Source organism: Chryseobacterium sp. GVT01B (genome assembly GCF_019970045.1).
Classification (GTDB): Bacteria; Bacteroidota; Bacteroidia; order Flavobacteriales; family Weeksellaceae; genus Chryseobacterium.
The window spans coordinates 16,206-32,801 of record NZ_JAHXYI010000009.1; the positions used below are offsets into that span (position 1 = coordinate 16,206).

Annotated in this window: 14 protein-coding genes; 5 read left to right on the forward strand and 9 right to left on the reverse strand. The window is 36.2% G+C overall.

Annotated features, from left to right (window positions below):
• Positions 1 to 11: 11 nt before the first annotated feature.
• The 5 genes from LC457_RS20295 to lpxB form a co-directional block, all read right to left on the reverse strand.
• Entirely contained in the window at positions 12 to 2,024 is a 2,013-nt protein-coding gene (locus tag LC457_RS20295) for a fumarate reductase/succinate dehydrogenase flavoprotein subunit (RefSeq protein ID WP_223601471.1), read from the reverse strand.
• Positions 2,025 to 2,039: 15 nt separating this feature from the next.
• Positions 2,040 to 2,702, reverse strand: coding sequence for a succinate dehydrogenase cytochrome b subunit (locus LC457_RS20300; protein ID WP_047425117.1), 663 nt, complete (start codon positions 2,700 to 2,702; stop codon positions 2,040 to 2,042).
• 144 nt (positions 2,703 to 2,846) lie between these two features.
• Positions 2,847 to 4,625, reverse strand: a complete 1,779-nt coding sequence (locus LC457_RS20305) for a ComEC/Rec2 family competence protein (RefSeq protein WP_223601472.1) — start codon at positions 4,623 to 4,625, stop codon at positions 2,847 to 2,849.
• Positions 4,626 to 4,761: 136 nt separating this feature from the next.
• Positions 4,762 to 5,853: a glycoside hydrolase family 99 protein gene (locus LC457_RS20310; protein ID WP_223601473.1), complete on the reverse strand. Its 1,092-nt coding sequence runs from the start codon at positions 5,851 to 5,853 to the stop codon at positions 4,762 to 4,764.
• 40 nt (positions 5,854 to 5,893) lie between these two features.
• Positions 5,894 to 6,997 (reverse strand): lipid-A-disaccharide synthase, encoded by a 1,104-nt coding sequence (lpxB, locus tag LC457_RS20315; protein WP_213277176.1) that lies wholly within the window; start codon positions 6,995 to 6,997, stop codon positions 5,894 to 5,896.
• Positions 6,998 to 7,075: 78 nt separating this feature from the next.
• On the opposite strand from lpxB, the gene LC457_RS20320 reads away from it, so the two are divergent.
• Positions 7,076 to 7,585: a DUF2480 family protein gene (locus LC457_RS20320; RefSeq protein WP_047386039.1), complete on the forward strand. Its 510-nt coding sequence runs from the start codon at positions 7,076 to 7,078 to the stop codon at positions 7,583 to 7,585.
• A 111-nt stretch (positions 7,586 to 7,696) separates the two neighbouring features.
• Positions 7,697 to 8,353: a DUF937 domain-containing protein gene (locus tag LC457_RS20325; RefSeq protein WP_223601474.1), complete on the forward strand. Its 657-nt coding sequence runs from the start codon at positions 7,697 to 7,699 to the stop codon at positions 8,351 to 8,353.
• 58 nt (positions 8,354 to 8,411) lie between these two features.
• On the opposite strand, the gene LC457_RS20330 is transcribed toward LC457_RS20325, so the two are convergent.
• On the reverse strand, positions 8,412 to 8,531 hold the full coding sequence (locus LC457_RS20330; RefSeq protein WP_081983639.1) for a 30S ribosomal protein THX: 120 nt from the start codon (positions 8,529 to 8,531) through the stop codon (positions 8,412 to 8,414).
• A 242-nt stretch (positions 8,532 to 8,773) separates the two neighbouring features.
• Positions 8,774 to 10,168: an MATE family efflux transporter gene (locus LC457_RS20335; RefSeq protein ID WP_223601475.1), complete on the reverse strand. Its 1,395-nt coding sequence runs from the start codon at positions 10,166 to 10,168 to the stop codon at positions 8,774 to 8,776.
• 374 nt (positions 10,169 to 10,542) lie between these two features.
• Between LC457_RS20335 and LC457_RS20340 the strand changes: the two genes are divergently transcribed.
• From LC457_RS20340 to LC457_RS20350, 3 genes are all read left to right on the forward strand, one after another.
• The gene (locus LC457_RS20340; RefSeq protein WP_223601476.1) at positions 10,543 to 10,905 is read left to right on the forward strand and encodes a hypothetical protein; all 363 of its coding nucleotides are present in this window, start codon (positions 10,543 to 10,545) and stop codon (positions 10,903 to 10,905) included.
• A 137-nt stretch (positions 10,906 to 11,042) separates the two neighbouring features.
• Positions 11,043 to 12,797: an aspartate--tRNA ligase gene (gene aspS, locus LC457_RS20345; protein WP_223601477.1), complete on the forward strand. Its 1,755-nt coding sequence runs from the start codon at positions 11,043 to 11,045 to the stop codon at positions 12,795 to 12,797.
• 400 nt (positions 12,798 to 13,197) lie between these two features.
• On the forward strand, positions 13,198 to 14,529 hold the full coding sequence (locus LC457_RS20350) for a M12 family metallopeptidase (protein ID WP_223601478.1): 1,332 nt from the start codon (positions 13,198 to 13,200) through the stop codon (positions 14,527 to 14,529).
• A 69-nt stretch (positions 14,530 to 14,598) separates the two neighbouring features.
• On the opposite strand, the gene LC457_RS20355 is transcribed toward LC457_RS20350, so the two are convergent.
• Positions 14,599 to 15,867 carry an adenylosuccinate synthase gene (locus LC457_RS20355; protein ID WP_223601479.1) on the reverse strand — a complete coding sequence of 423 codons (1,269 nt, stop codon included), beginning with the start codon at positions 15,865 to 15,867 and terminating at the stop codon, positions 14,599 to 14,601.
• Positions 15,868 to 16,023: 156 nt separating this feature from the next.
• On the reverse strand, positions 16,024 to 16,593 hold the full coding sequence (locus LC457_RS20360; protein ID WP_223601480.1) for a Crp/Fnr family transcriptional regulator: 570 nt from the start codon (positions 16,591 to 16,593) through the stop codon (positions 16,024 to 16,026).
• Between the last annotated feature and the right edge of the window lie 3 nt (positions 16,594 to 16,596).

Genomic DNA, 16,596 nt, shown 5'->3' on the forward strand with positions numbered 1-16,596 from the left:
TAGGTTGGAGATTATTTATAACTTCTAGTTTTAACCTCGATGTTGTCATATATCAGTTCTTCTTTATGCAACACTTCAGCGTTGATATCGTTACCCTGATATTCCCAAGCTCCGACGTATTTGTAGTTTACGTCATCTCTTTCCGCTTCTCCGTCCGGAGTTGAATGGTCTTCACGGAAATGTCCACCACAAGATTCATTTCTGTGTAGTGCATCGATAGCCATTAATTGTCCAAGTTCAAGGAAGTCTGCTACTCTGAATGCTTTTTCAAGCTCAGTGTTCATCCCTTCACCATCCCCAGGTACTTTTACATTTTTCCAGAAATCGTTTCTTACTTCTTCAATTTCTTTAATTGCTTCTCTCAATCCTTCAGGAGTTCTTCCCATTCCTACTTTATTCCACATAATGTTTCCTAATTGCTTATGGAAGTGGTCTACAGAATGAGTTCCTTTATTGTTTAAGAAGAAATCAATTTTTTCTTTAATTCCTTTTTCAGCCTCGTCAAACGCTCCTGAAGTGGTAGGAATAGCGCCTGTTCTGATATCTGCAGAAAGGTAATCTGCAATTGTGTAAGGAAGTACGAAATATCCGTCTGCAAGACCTTGCATCAATGCAGAAGCTCCAAGTCTGTTTGCACCGTGATCTGAGAAGTTAGCTTCACCAATTACGAAACATCCGGGGATTGTAGACTGAAGGTTATAATCAACCCATACACCACCCATTGTGTAGTGAACTGCAGGATAGATCTTCATTGGAGTTTTATAAGGATCATCAGCTGTAATCTTTTCGTACATTACGAATAAGTTACCGTATTTCTCTTCTACCCAGCTTTTACCTAAATCATAGATCTGCTGATCTGTTGGATTATGAATATGTTTTTCGATAGCGGATTCTTTACCTTTTTTCATGATCTCTGTAGAGAAATCAAGGTAAACTCCTTCCTGAGTATCGTTATTTTCGATTCCGAATCCAGCGTCGCATCTTTCCTTAGCAGCTCTTGAAGCAACGTCTCTAGGCACAAGGTTACCAAACGCAGGGTATCTTCTTTCTAAATAATAATCTCTATCTTCTTCTTTAATATTTTCAGGTCTTAATTTACCTTCTCTGATTGCTACTGAATCTTCATGTTTTTTAGGAACCCAGATTCTTCCGGAGTTTCTTAATGATTCAGACATCAAAGTCAGTTTAGACTGCTGTGTTCCGTGAACAGGAATACAAGTCGGGTGAATCTGTACGTAGCAAGGGTTTGCGAAGTAAGCTCCTTTCTTGTGAATTTTCCATGCTGCAGAAACGTTGGATCCCATTGCATTGGTAGAAAGGAAATATACGTTTCCGTATCCTCCTGAAGCAATTACTACAGCGTGAGCAGAATGTCTTTCGATTTCACCTGTTACAAGGTTTCTTGCGATGATCCCTCTTGCTTTTCCGTCAACAATTACAAGGTCAAGCATTTCATGACGGTTGTACATCTTGATTCTACCTTTACCGATCTGACGGCTCATTGAAGAATATGCTCCTAATAATAACTGCTGTCCTGTTTGTCCTTTTGCGTAGAACGTTCTTTTTACCTGAACCCCACCAAATGAACGGTTATCTAGCTGGCCACCGTAATCTCTACCGAAAGGTACACCTTGGGAAACACACTGGTCAATAATATTTGCAGAAACTTCAGCTAATCTGTAAACGTTGGCCTCTCTTGCTCTATAGTCACCACCTTTAATGGTATCATAGAATAATCTGTAAGTAGAGTCACCGTCTCCCTGGTAATTCTTAGCTGCGTTGATCCCCCCTTGAGCAGCAATAGAGTGCGCTCTTCTTGGAGAATCCTGGTAGCAGAACGCTTTCACGTTGTATCCTTGCTCAGCCAATGTAGCTGCAGCAGAACCTCCTGCCAAACCTGTACCTACAACAATAATATCAATCTTATCTCTGTTGTTTGGTGCAACAAGGTTCATATGGTCTTTATGATTTTTCCATTTGTCCTTTAGAGGACCTCCCGGAATTCTTGAATCTAATTTACTCATACTAGTATATTGATATTATTGAGTTATAAAATGAAAAACTGCAACGATGATAAATCCTGCAGGAATAAGGATTGAATACCATTTCCCGAAAGCTTTGATCACCGGCGTATATTTTGGATGTCTTGCTCCGATAGACTGGAATGAAGACTGGAATCCGTGAGCCAGGTGTAATCCTAATAAAACAAAAGAGATCACATATAAAGCCACTCTCCAAAGATCAGCAAACTTCTCATGAAGTTCCGGCCAGAAACGTTCTGCATCCGGAGTTAATCCTTCTACATACTTGTAATTGATTTCATGCAACCAGAAATCATATAAGTGAAGCGCTAAGAAAGCTAAAATAACAGCCCCTGAAATAATCATATTTCTGGACATCCATGAAGAATTCACGGCTGCATTGTTTGCTGCATACTTTACCGGACGCGCTTTATTATTCTTGATCTCAAGTACAAATCCCATAATGAAATGGAAAATTACTGCAAAACCAAGAATAGGCTGCATTAAGAACTGCACAAAAGGATTATAGCCCATAAAATCAGATGCTGTATTGAATGCATCCTTATTCAGAACTGATAACAAATTGGTCGTCAAATGCAGTATAAGAAAAATCAGCAAAAATAGAGCTGATAATGCCATAGCATATTTTCTACCTATCGTAGAACTCGTTAAACCTGCCATATAAGTTTAAATTTGAATTTCTACAAAATTAAGAAAGTTTAACAATATCGAAAAGTGAGAAATCTCACAAATAGACAGTTTGTAATCTTTCTAAATAAGAATTCCATGCATTATAAATGCAGGAAAACATATAAATTATAACCATTATTTCAAATCATAAATCTTATTCCTGAAAACTACTTTTTGAACTGAATTTGAAAAGGTTTTAATCTCAAAATGATGTATTCTTCGTGAAGAACAGTAAGGTTTCACAACAAACTGTAAAACCTTGTCCTTATTTTCCATATCTGATATCCAGAAGCAGGCCCTGTCTCCCCTTTTTATTGAAATGAGGTTGTTTTTACCGAATGTATGAATCAGCACCTCTTCTTTTTGATTTTCAAAGACATTACTTCCTGTTCTTATGATGAGAAATACAATGACTGCCATTATCAATCCTGAAGAGTTTTTAAGATTAAATTTTACGATGACTGATCTTAATAAATAGAGCACCACAAACACTATGAATACCTCTAATCCGTTCATTGGAATATTTTCAAAGAATAATACGTCAACCTCAGCAAACCAATGGATCATTTTCAACAAAATCTGAATAACAAAATCATATACCACATTCATCAATTCGAAGTCAATTCCACAAGAAACAAGAGCCGTCATCAGGAATGAAAAAACGATGATTATTTCTGAAAAAGGAACAATCACAATATTTGCAATGATTGAAATGAATGAAAACTGATGAAAATAATACAGCACCAAAGGAAGTGTTGCCAATTGCGCAGATAAAGATATTGTAATGGTATTAAACAGGAGTTTTTTAAGATAATTATCCTGTTTTGGAAAATATTTCAGGAGAGGCTGATTCAGCCAATAAATTCCTAAAACAGCCAGAAAACTGAGCTGAAATCCCACATCAAAAAACTGCTGTGTATCTCCAATCAAAATAAAAAAAGCAGATAAAGCCAATGAATGAAGCAGATCAGGTTTCCGCTGAAGCAATACAAAAATAAAATAGACACTCAGCATGATACAAGACCGCAGCACTGAATTTCCAAACCCGATAAAAGCAGCAAACAGCCAAATAAAAGCTAAGCTTAAAATAACTGCATATTTTCTGAATTTTAAGGGAATAAAACGAATCAGCAAAAAGTAAAACATCCCGAAAATAACAACAATATGAGTTCCGGAAATAGCGAGAAAGTGAACCATTCCGGATTTGTTGAAATCCTGCACAGTACCTTCATCAATTTCTGTACGATCTGCCAGAATGATTCCTTTTAAAAATTCTTTGGTCTTATCTGACATTCCGGTTTTATCGATATCTTTGAGAACCTTAAATCTATATTGGTGTAACTTATCTGTTGGAGTTAAGTCATCGCGTTCTGTAGATTGAATTTCTTTTGAAACATAAGCCTGATATTCAATATGTTTTCGCTTCAGATACTTTTTATATTCAAACTGAAAATCATACTGAGGCTCTTTAGGTTGTGTTATATAAGCATCAGCCTTGTAGTAGTGAACAAAATCCAGCTCTTTACTATCCTTGGGAACATAAAAAACTGAATTGAAGTTTATATTTTCAATCTGTCCTGCTCCTTCATATTTCTTATATTTTTCAGTAGTATTTAATTTCTGAGAGATTTTAAAAGTAACCGTTTCTTTTTTATTTACAAATGAAGAAACATCTGATGAAAAAGTATTATGATAATGAAGAATAATCCCTGCTCCAAAGAACAGAAGTCCCAGCAAAAAAGCTTTGGTTTTATGTAAAAAATAAGAATGAAAACATATTGCAGCTAGTATGATCAGACAGATTACAATAACCAGGTAAAATGTAATGCCCGCCAATACCATTTTCTCCTGAAAAAGAATTCCAAGAATAAAACAGATCACCAGAAGAAGTAGAGGCTGCTTGTGCAATTTCAATTAATTATCCTTGTAAAATAGATAATTAACCAATGAAGCATTATCTCTTGAGTAGCTAAATAAGTACTCTTCTGCTTATCAAAAGCATCAACAGAACACTTGATTTTTTGCTATGGAATTAAAGTTTGAAAGTATACTATCTCTTTTTCAAAAATTTATCCGTTAAACGCTTCGTTTCTTTGATATAAAATAACGGATCTTTCCCATAATCTTCATATTTGAAATCTCCCGCTTTTTTAGGAATAGCTGGTTCTATTTGTGTTCCTTCATGCCATTCGTTGAAAGACGTGATACCAATGAAATCCGGATTGACTTTAATGGCAGCATCAAACATTTTTTCGTAATACTTTCCATTGTTTCTGCTTTTAAAGTTAGCGTCATTCCATGGGCGGATTCTGGTATCTGAATAACCGGGGCCTACACAAGGAATAAAAATCATATTGTGATCTTTAGCATAGCTGGCCATAAAATTCCAGTTAGCAACTGTGCTTCCATATACAAATCCTTCGCTGGCAAAATAGGTATAGAAACCATCAAAGCCGGATGAATCAAAAAATTTCGCATCATCTTTCTCTACCCATAATCCAATGTAAAGCGCATCCAGTTGTGTATTTCTAACCGTTTTTTCTCCGTCTTTTGCTAACATTTTAGTCCACTCCTCTTTAGGAATTTTATAACTGTCGTAGACATAAAACAATGGCTTTCCTTCTTTTTTATAGAAAGCATGATGACCAGAATATGTTTTTACGAGATAAGAAAGCTGTTCTTTTAATTCTGAAGTATTTTTATAAAATGGCTCAATGTGAAATGCGATTTTTAAATCAAAACGATCAGCAATATCAAGGTATTTGATAAGACTTTTATCCGTGAATGAATCTTTTCCCAACCAACTCACCACTACCACTCCTACTCCGGATTCTTTGATCATTTTCATATGTTTTTCAATGATCTTTGTGTCATTGGAACTGTAGTTTCCAAGCGAAGGATAAAAATTAGCCCCGATATCATTTCCTCCTTTGTAATGCCCAAGATTGTTCCATTTCGGGTTGCTCCAGTGAGGAAGAATTTCGTGGTTCCAATGCTGATAACTTCCGTCCGTTTCAGGATTTCCATACCATCCATAATAGAATATCTGAACTTTGTCTCTTGAGCTACCCTCTTGAGCAGCACTTTTAGAGAAAAACAATGTGAATACCAATAATAACAGAAGACGGTTATAACAATTCATAGTTAAAAAGTAGATTAAATTCTCAAAAACATCGGAAAGACTATACTTTCAATATTACCTCAGCAGCATGATCACTGGCGCCTTTTCCACCAAGCTTTTCTCTCAAAAGTTCGTAATCATTCAGAACCTGTGTTCTTTTTTCACCTGATATAATTTTATTGAGTTCTTCTACCAGGTTTTTAGTATTCAGATCATTCTGAATAAGTTCTTTCACCACTTCTCTGTCCATGATCAGATTAACCAGAGAAATATAATTGATGTTTTTCACTAATCTTTTCGCAATGGCATAGGAAATTTTGCTTCCACGATAACAAACTACTTCAGGAATATTCAACAGTGCTGTTTCCAGGGTAGCTGTTCCGGAAGTTACAAGAGCTGCTTTGGAACACCTCAGCAGATCATAGGTTTTATTGGATACGAAATGAACATTCTCATCCACATATTTCTGATAAAATTCTTTAGGAAGACTCGGTGCTCCGGCAATTACAAACTGATAGTTTTTAAAATGCGGTCTTACGGAAAGCATTATTTCAAGCATCTTTTCTACTTCCTGTTCTCTGGAACCCGGCAAAAGCGCAATGATTTCTTTTTCGTTAAGACCATTATCTGATTTGAATTTTTCAATACTGATTTCCTGCAGATCCGAAATAGCATCCAGCAAAGGATGTCCTACAAAATGGGAATGAACTCCATGTTTTCTGTAAAAATCTTCTTCAAAAGGAAGAATCACCATCATTTCATCCACATATTTTTTGATAATTTCTACACGTCCTTCTTTCCATGCCCAAAGCTGCGGCGAAATATAATAAACAACTTTGATCCCAAGTTCTTTGGCAAATCTCGCAATTCTCAGATTGAAACCGGGATAGTCTACTAAAATCAAAACATCAGGTCTGTTTTTTTGAATATCCTCTTTACAGAATTTAATATTATTCAGAATGGTTCTGAGGTTCATCACCACTTCCAGAAATCCCATAAAAGCAAGGTCACGGTAATGTTTTACCAGTGTTCCGCCCTGAGCTTTCATCAGATCGCCGCCCCAAAACCTAAACTCCGCATTCGGATCCTTTTGTTTTAAGGCTTTCATCAAATTGCTTCCGTGCAAATCACCAGAAGCTTCTCCTGCAATAATATAATACTTCATTTCTATAGTAAGGATAGAGAACAAATTAAAATAGATATGATCTTAATTCGTAAATTTGTTCAAAGATAATGATAAAAAATGTCAGAAGAATTTGAAATCCGGAATAAAGTTGCTGAAAGCGGCCTTATCAATTTTGACCTTGCCACGTTACTTCCAAAAGGAGAAAGAAAAGGAATTGATCTTAAAGATTTTCTTTTTCAGGAAATGATCCTGAAAGAAAAAGATTTTCGTGAAAAGGTAGAGGCAATAGATACTGAACTATACAAAGACTCTTATATATACATTTATAACTCGGTAGATACAATCATCCCGCTTTGGGCTTATTTTGTATTGACAGCAAAACTTACTGATGTTGCAAAAAAAATAGTCTTCGGAAGCCGTGAAGATCTTGATGTTATTTTAATGCACAATGCTATCCAGACTCATGATTTTGAGGAAATGAGAGGTAAAAGAGTTCTGGTAAAAGGCTGTTCAGATAAAGATATTCCTGAAAATGCTTATATAGAACTGGTAGAACAGTTAAAACCAATTGTAAAATCTTTAATGTTCGGGGAAGCCTGTTCTAATGTTCCTATTATTAAAAACTAAGGTCTTCTGAAAGGTTATCAGAAACTTTAACAATAATTATGAAAGTCAGTCAATTCGCGAGGCATATTTTTTGATAACTTTGGTTCACTTAATACTAAATAAACACAAAAAATGAGTTTAATTGACCTACTTACAGGGAACACAGGCAATCAGGTTGCTGAACAGGCTGAAAACAAATTCGGAATCGGCAAAAACCAGGTAATCGCCCTATTAGCAGTAGCTACCCCTCTTATTATTTCTTATCTTAGAAATAAATCTCAGGACGCTAAAGAAGCAGAAGCTTTAAATAATGCTTTAGATAAAGACCATAATGGAAGTATCTTAAATGACGCTTCTCAGATTGAAGCAAGACAGGCTGAAGGCGGGTCTATTCTGGATCATATATTTGGCGGACAAAAAAGTACTGTTGAAAACCAGTTGTCACAAAACACAGGAATTTCAATAGACAAAATAGGTCCTATTCTTGCGATGTTAGCACCTGTAGTAATGGGATATATTGGTCAGCAGAAACAGCAGAGCAATGTAGGTGCAGGTGGCCTTGGAGATCTTTTGGGAGGAATTCTCGGAAATGCTTCCAATCAGGCCCAGGCTCAGCAGTCTAATCCTTTGAATGACATTCTTGGAAGTGTTTTAGGAGGAGGAACACAGTCTCAATCATCAGGAAATCCATTGAACGATATACTTGGTAGTGTATTGGGTGGTGGAAACCAACAACAAGGCGGCGGCGGCTTAGGCAGCATCCTTGGTAATATTCTTGGAAGTAAATAATTAATTTAATTTTCATAAAAAAAGACCGGAGATAAATCTTCGGTCTTTTTTATTTTAATTATTTTTTAGATTTTTCTTCTGAAGCTGTAAAAGATTTTGAGGCTTTCTTAGGTCTTCTTTTACCATAACTTCCGGAATTGATTTTTCCTCTTCTTGATTTTTTGTCTCCTTTTCCCATAGTAATTATGTATTTGTTAATCACGAATTTATAAAATACAGCTCTAAAATCCAATTAATGAAGCTGTTAAAGTTTTATAAAATAAGAAGGGAAGCTGGGAGAAGGAGGCTGGATGTTATTAATAGGTTACTATTTTTCAATTCTCAGCCAGCACATCAGTTCTCTCAATACTGCTGACAAAAGCTATTTTTAGATATTTCACACTTCATTACTTCTCTCTTCCAGCTTCCATCATCCAGCATTTAAACTTTTATCGTCTTCCATTTTCCTTTTTTGAATAAGATAAAAGCAACTATGGTAATCAGCGTTTCTGCGGCAGGAATTGAAATAAACACTCCTCTTGGACCCATTTCAAAATATTTTGACAGAAAATACGCCAGAGGAATCTGAAACAGCCAGAATCCAAAAAGATTAACCCAGGTAGGTGTCCAGGTATCTCCGGCTCCGTTGAATGCATTAATCATTACCATCCCGATTCCATAGAAAATAAATCCTGTGCTCATAATCTGAAGAGCATTTTTAGCAAAGTCTTTAATAGCCGTTTCCTGAGTGAAAAAACCAACTAAAAAATTTCCCATAAAAATAAAGATCAGGCTTACAATCAGCATAAAGATGACATTATATTTCACAGTCTTCATTACCGATTGTTCCGCTCTCAGCATTTCATTGGCACCCATATTCTGCCCTACAAGTGTAGATGCCGCATTACTCAGTCCCCAGGCAGGAAGCATAAAAAACATCATCAGTCTTAAAGCTGTCTGATAGCCAGCGGACGCATTTTCTCCCCCAGTAGTTGCTACCAATTCTGCAAGGAAAATCCAGCTGCATGAAGCAATGACAAACTGAAAGATTCCGGGAGTTGCAATCTTTATAATGGATTTTATTAATTCATAATTCGGTTTAAAATAAGGAATCTTTATACGGATTTGGGTATCTGCTACTAAAAGATGATACAACTGGTAGATCACCCCGATACTTCGGCCTATAGTTGTTGCCAAAGCTGCTCCGGTCAACCCCAAAGCAGGAACAGGTCCTAATCCTTTTATCAATATTGGACATAGAATAATATTGGCAATATTCGCTATCCATAAGCTTTTCATAGCAATCATTGCATTTCCAGCACCTCTGAAAATACCATTAATTAAAAATAACAGCATAATAATTGTGCTGCTGCTCATCATAATTCTGGTAAAATTCTTTCCATAGGCTGCTGCTTCCGGCTTCGAGCCCATCAATATCAGGATTTCTTCAGCATAGATAACTCCCAGTAAACTTAAAACAAAAGTAATAACAAATGAAACCAGCAATACCTGCGCAGCACTTCTGGAAGCCTGCTCGGGATTTTTCTCACCGATTCTTCTCGCCACCAAAGCTGTTGCCGCCATACTCATACCAATCGCAATAGAATACATCACAGAAAGTACAGATTCTGTAAGCCCAACAGTCTGAATAGCAAAACCACTTTCTTTCAAATGTCCGACAAAATACAGATCAACAAGGGCAAATACAGATTCCATAGCCATTTCCAGCATCATGGGAATCGCTAAAAGCAATACAGCACTTCTGATATTCACCTTCGTGAAGTCAGTTTCTTCGCCACTGAATGCTTTTTTCAAAAACTCAACATATTTTGTCATGATTTCTTTTAGTTTACTTAGCAAAAGTATTCATTCAAAAGCAATTAAAAGTTGGCATATGGAAAGTTTTTAATAAGATTGCTCTTGTAAGAAAATCAAAATTGTAATAAAAACCTAACGTGATATGATAAGCTTTGAAAGAGTATCAGTCATCTATCAGTAATACAATTGAGGATTATACCTGGAAATATGTGAAACCTGCAATCATTAAGCTCCTGGAATAATTTTAAATTTATGACATTCAAAACAGCAGTTTTACAATTCTATAATTAATACGAGAATAATCTGATTAATAGAACGATAATTATTATCAAAACTTAGCAATTGGTAATAAAATTTAATTTAGATTTGTATATTCTTAAAAAAGTATCCTTATGAAAAAAATAATCTCTACTACCTTTCTATTTGGAATGTTACTGTCTGGCGGTATGTTTTCTGCTCAGAAGATGACTCAGGAAAAGATGAAAGCCATCTATTCTGATGATGTGGCAACATTTAAAAAACAGTTTGCCCCGGGAGATTACAACAAATGCTTCCTCGTTGGAAACATAGCTTATTCACCTCTTGGTTTTAGTGTAATGTCTGATAGAAAAAATATTATAAATTTCCTTCTGGACAACAAAGCTAATGTTAATAAAAAATGCCAGAACAAAACACCTCTTGAAGTAGCTGATGATACAAAAGGTACTGAAGAAATAAAGAAAATTCTGACAGAAAAAGGGGGTAATAGAAATTAAAAAACCTGAAAACAACATATGAAACTTCCGAAAGGAAGTTTTTTTTATTTATAAAACCTGCAAAAATCTTATCTTTGCCAACGAAAAATTCAAGGTTCGGAATTGAACCTTAAACATTGAACTTTAAACAAATAATTATGTTTCGATCACACACCAACGGAGAGCTATCTCTGAAAAATCTGAATGAAGAAGTTACACTATCAGGATGGGTACAAACTATCCGTGATAAAGGATTTATGATTTGGGTAGATCTTCGAGATCGTTACGGAATTACCCAGCTGGTTTTTGACCAGGACCGCTCTTCTGCACAACTGATGGAAGAAGCTAAAAAACTGGGCCGTGAATTTGTTATTCAGGCTACCGGAAGAGTTATTGAAAGAGTAAGTAAAAACCCTAATATTCCAACAGGGGAAATTGAAATTCTGGTAGAAAAACTGACTATTCTAAATGATTCTCAGCTTCCTCCTTTCACTATTGAAGATGAAACAGACGGCGGTGAGGAATTAAGAATGAAATACCGTTACTTGGATATCAGAAGAAATCCGGTAAAAGATAAACTGATCTTCCGCCACAAAATGGCACAGAAAGTAAGAAATTATTTATCTGAGGAAGGTTTCATTGAGGTGGAAACCCCTGTTCTGATCAAGTCTACTCCGGAAGGAGCAAGAGATTTCGTTGTACCAAGCAGAATGAATCCGGGGCAGTTTTATGCATTGCCACAGTCTCCTCAAACTTTCAAACAGCTATTGATGGTAGGCGGAATGGATAAGTATTTCCAGATCGTAAAATGTTTCCGTGATGAGGATTTAAGAGCAGACAGACAGCCGGAATTTACACAAATCGACTGTGAGATGGCGTTTGTAGAGCAGGAAGATGTCATGAACGTATTTGAGGGAATGACTAAAACTCTGATAAAAGATATTACAGGTCAGGAATTCGGAGATTTTCCAAGAATGACTTTCGCAGATGCGATGAGAAAATACGGAAATGACAAACCGGATATCCGTTTCGGAATGGAGTTCGTAGAACTGAATGAGCTGGTAAAAGGAAGAGACTTTAAGATATTTGACGATGCAGAATTAGTAGTAGGAATCAATGTAGAAGGATGCGCAGAATATACAAGAAAACAGATCGACGAGCTTGTTGATTGGGTAAAGCGTCCTCAGGTTGGAGCTTCAGGGATGGTTTGGGCTAAATTCCAGAATGATGGAGTAAAAACCTCATCAGTAAACAAATTCTACAACGAGGAAGATTTAACAAAAATCATCGAAAAATTCGGCGCTAAAGAAGGAGACTTAATGTTGATTCTTTCCGGAAATGAAAACAAAGTAAGAGCCCAGCTTTCTGCTTTAAGAATGGAACTTGGGAACCGTTTGGGATTAAGAAAAGGAAACGAATTTGCACCACTTTGGGTAGTTGATTTCCCTCTATTGGAATTTGATGAAGAAAGTGGACGTTACCATGCGATGCACCACCCTTTCACTTCTCCAAAGCCGGAAGATATCCACTTGTTGGAAACAGATCCAGGAAAAGCAAGAGCTAATGCTTATGATATGGTTCTGAACGGAAACGAAATTGGAGGTGGTTCTATCAGAATTTTTGACAGAGATCTTCAATCTAAAATGTTTGATTTATTAGGATTCACCAGAGAAGAAGCAGAAGCTCAGTTTGGATTCCTGATGAATGCCTTCAAATATGGTGCTCCGCCACATGGAGGTCTGGCATTCGGGTTTGACCGTTTGGTAGCAATCCTTGACGGAAACGAAGTGATCAGAGATTATATCGCATTCCCTAAGAACAATTCAGGGCGAGATGTAATGATTGATGCACCGGCTTCGATTGCTGATGCACAGCTCGATGAACTGGAATTACAATTGAACTTAAAAGCATAAATGTAAAGCGGGGTATTTGCCCCGCTTTTTTTATACACTAAATTTCAGCACACTTTATTAATTTGTTAATAGAATAAACTTTACGCTAGTATAAAGTAAGGTTTTAGCTACCATATCAATCATTAGTGAAATAACTTAATTTGAAATCTGATAGTAAAAATTAATATAAAAACAGGAAATTATCGAAATTAATACACATTTAAAACAAAAACACAACAAAACAATCATTATATTATGTTATATACAAACATAATCTTTTATTAATATATTTACACTATACAGCTGAATTATAATGAAGGCTTAATCAAACTCAGGATTTGATTAATTTTATAATCTTTTGCGTAGGGTAATAATATAGCTGTTCATATTCAATCTGATCACCAAACCAAAATTAAATAATATGAAAAGTAAACTATTACTCTTATCAGCATGCCTTGTTTTGGCACTGAATTCATGTAGGTCGGATATTGAAAATACACAGGCAGATTCAATAGACCAAACAACGACAAAACTGGACAATGCAAAGATTCACAAATTATTAATTAACGGGAAATACACGTATGTTAATGAAGTAAATGGTGAATATTTTTATGCAGATGATATTACTATTAGCTCCGAGCAGTTTGATAAATTAAAGATGCAGGCCAATTCTGAAATGTCAACAGCTGAGAAAAGCACTATTGTAAGCTCCTTTATTAAGACATGGCCGAATGCAACGGTTTATTATACATTACCCAGCCAGGGAAGTCTGAGCACTCAGAATTACAATACATTCCTTACCAATATCAACAAAGCATTTGATATGATCTCTTCTCAAACCAGTATGCAGTTTGTTGAACGCACGAATCAAACAGAATACATCACCTTTACTTATACAACAAGCAACAGCTCACCACTTGGATGGCAAAAAAACAGAGTGAACGGGATTAAAATTTATAATATTACTTATCCCGCAATTATCGCTCACGAAATCATGCACTCAATGGGAATCATGCATGAACAGTGTCGTCCGGACAGAGATCAGTATATTATTGTAGATGTTAACAAAGCCGTGGAAGGCAGCCGTCATAACTTCAACCTTTACAATGATTACGCAGGACATGGTGCATTTGATTTTGGTTCAGTCATGATGTATCAGTCTACAGACTTCGCGATAGACTCAAGCCAGCCCGTAATGACTAAGCTGGACGGATCTACTTTTACAAAGCAAAGAACAGGTTTGTCTGCCGGTGATTATGCAGGAATAAATCATTTGTACGAACCTGTTAATGCTACTTCTGCAATCAACGGAACCTATACAATGAGAACAGCTTTAGCGAATGATAAAAATGTGGATATTACCGGAAGTTCCACTACAGATGGCACCAGTATCATTCTGTATTCAGCTTCTACAGGGAATAACCAGAGATTTACTTTCAGCAAATCAGATCATGGATATTATATCATCAAATCTATATTAGATCCTACAAAGGTGTTAACCGTAAAAGGTAACGGAACAACGAATGGAACAGCTGTTGAATTAAGAACCAATTCCAATACAGATTCTCAGAAATGGTTATTATTCAACCTGGGAAACAATGGTTTTGGATTTGCTCCCAAAAATGCGCCAGCACTGAGACTAGAAGTAAAAGATGGCTTAACAACCAATCTTACTCCTATTGTAATCGGCACTACAGATCAAACGGTTCAGCCTTCCACAAAACAACGCTTTATCCTTACAAAAGTTAACTAAACTTTTTTACATAAATAAAGAGGTTAGGAAATGTATTTCCTAACCTCTTTTGTTTTTATATAATTCCTGTTAAATCATTTTCAACATCTGCTCCCTTCCCGGCCCTGTCGAAAGATAAGCCACCGGAATACCTAATTCTGTTTCCAGAAATGATAGAAACTCATTTAATTCTTTTGGTAGCTCCGAAGGACTTTTCATTGTGGAAAAATCAGCATCCCATCCATTCACCCATTTCAGTATAGGCTTTCCGTTTTCAGGAAGCAATCCCGAAACCTCAACTGTATTTCCATCCTCCAGTTCATAATGAGTACAAACCGCTACAGATGGCAGACCGCTTAAAACATCAGCTTTAGTCAGAACTAACTGAGTAACTCCGTTGATCATTACAGCATACTTTAAAGCAGGTAAATCTAACCAACCTGTTCTTCTCGGACGTCCGGTATTGGAACCAAACTCATTTCCTTTTGTTCTGATTTCTTCACCCAACTCATCAAATAATTCTGTTGGAAATACTCCGTTTCCTACTCTTGTACAATATGCTTTAGCGATTCCAAATATTTCACCGATCTTTTTCGGTGAAATACCTAACCCACTGCTCGCACCTGAAGCGGTAGTTGAAGAAGAGGTGACATAAGGATAAGTTCCGTGGTCAATATCCAGCATTGCAGCCTGGGATCCTTCTGCTAATATTTTCTTTCCTTCTGCCAGCGCATTGTTTAAATATATTTCTGTTTCAGTACATCTGAATCTCTTCAGAAAATCTACAGCCTCAAAAAACTCATTACTTATTTCCTCCAGAGAAGGAAGTTCTATGCCTCCTGCTGACAGCATTTTATAATCTCTTGCTAAAATATGCTGAACTCTGCTTTTAAAATCAGGAGCAAACATATCTCCTATTCTTACATTCTGTCGTAAAATTTTATTTGAATACGCCTGTGCAATTCCGTTTTTCGTAGTTCCGATGGTTGTATAATCCGGGCTTTCTTCCATAAAAATATCCAAAAGTTTATGAGTAGGCAGCACAAAGTGAGCTTTCAATGAAATAATCACATTCATTTCCGGCTGAACTGTCTCATCAAAAGTCCGAAGATTGATAATTTCTTTTTTAAAACTCACAGGATCCAAAACGGTTCCTGTGCCAATTACATTCTCTACCCCGTTCATAAAGATTCCCGAAGGAATCATTTTAAGCGTTATTCTGCGTCCGTTTCTTTCAATGCTGTGCCCAGCATTAGATCCGCCATTAAAACGAGCTGTAATGTCATAATTTTCACTGATAAGATCAATGAACTTTCCTTTACCTTCATCTCCCCATTGTAATCCTAATACAATATCCATATTCGTACTTTAAATTTTATGGAACAAAGCTATGACAATCAATGAGAAAGACCATTGTCATTTGGCAAAAAGGAACTCAATTGTACAAAGTATAATGTAAAATGTATTAATGACTAAAAACCATCATTAATCAATTATCACCTATCATTAATAATTCTAGATGATATTCCTCCTGATCCTGCTCAGGGATGAAGGTGTCACACCAAGATAAGATGCCAGCATAGATTGCGGAACCCTGTTGGCAAGACCTGGATAATGATTTAAAAAGTGAATATAACGTGATTTTGCATCCTGATTCAGCATGATACTCGCTACCTTCAGTTTATTCTCCACTACAAAAGCATGGATTCTTGCAAATAAAACCGGCCAGACAATTATTTTCTCTTCCAGTATTTTAAAATGCTTAAGATCTATCACAAGCAACACAGCATCAGTAATAGCTTCAATATCTTCGTGAGCAGGCAGTTGATCAGTAAAACCCTGAAAATCTCCGATAAACCTTCCTTCGTAAATAAAATAACGGGTAAAATCATCACCCTGTTTATTATAATACAAAGACCGGAAGACCCCTTCTTTCACAAAAGCAATTCTTTGGCTCACCTTTCCTGCTTCTATAAAAGGTTCTCCTTTCTTCACAGTAATTTCCTGAATTCCTTCAGCAATTAAAAGTTCATCCTGAGGATTAAGTGTCCCGAATTTTTTGATATAATTAAAAAGTTCTTCCATATT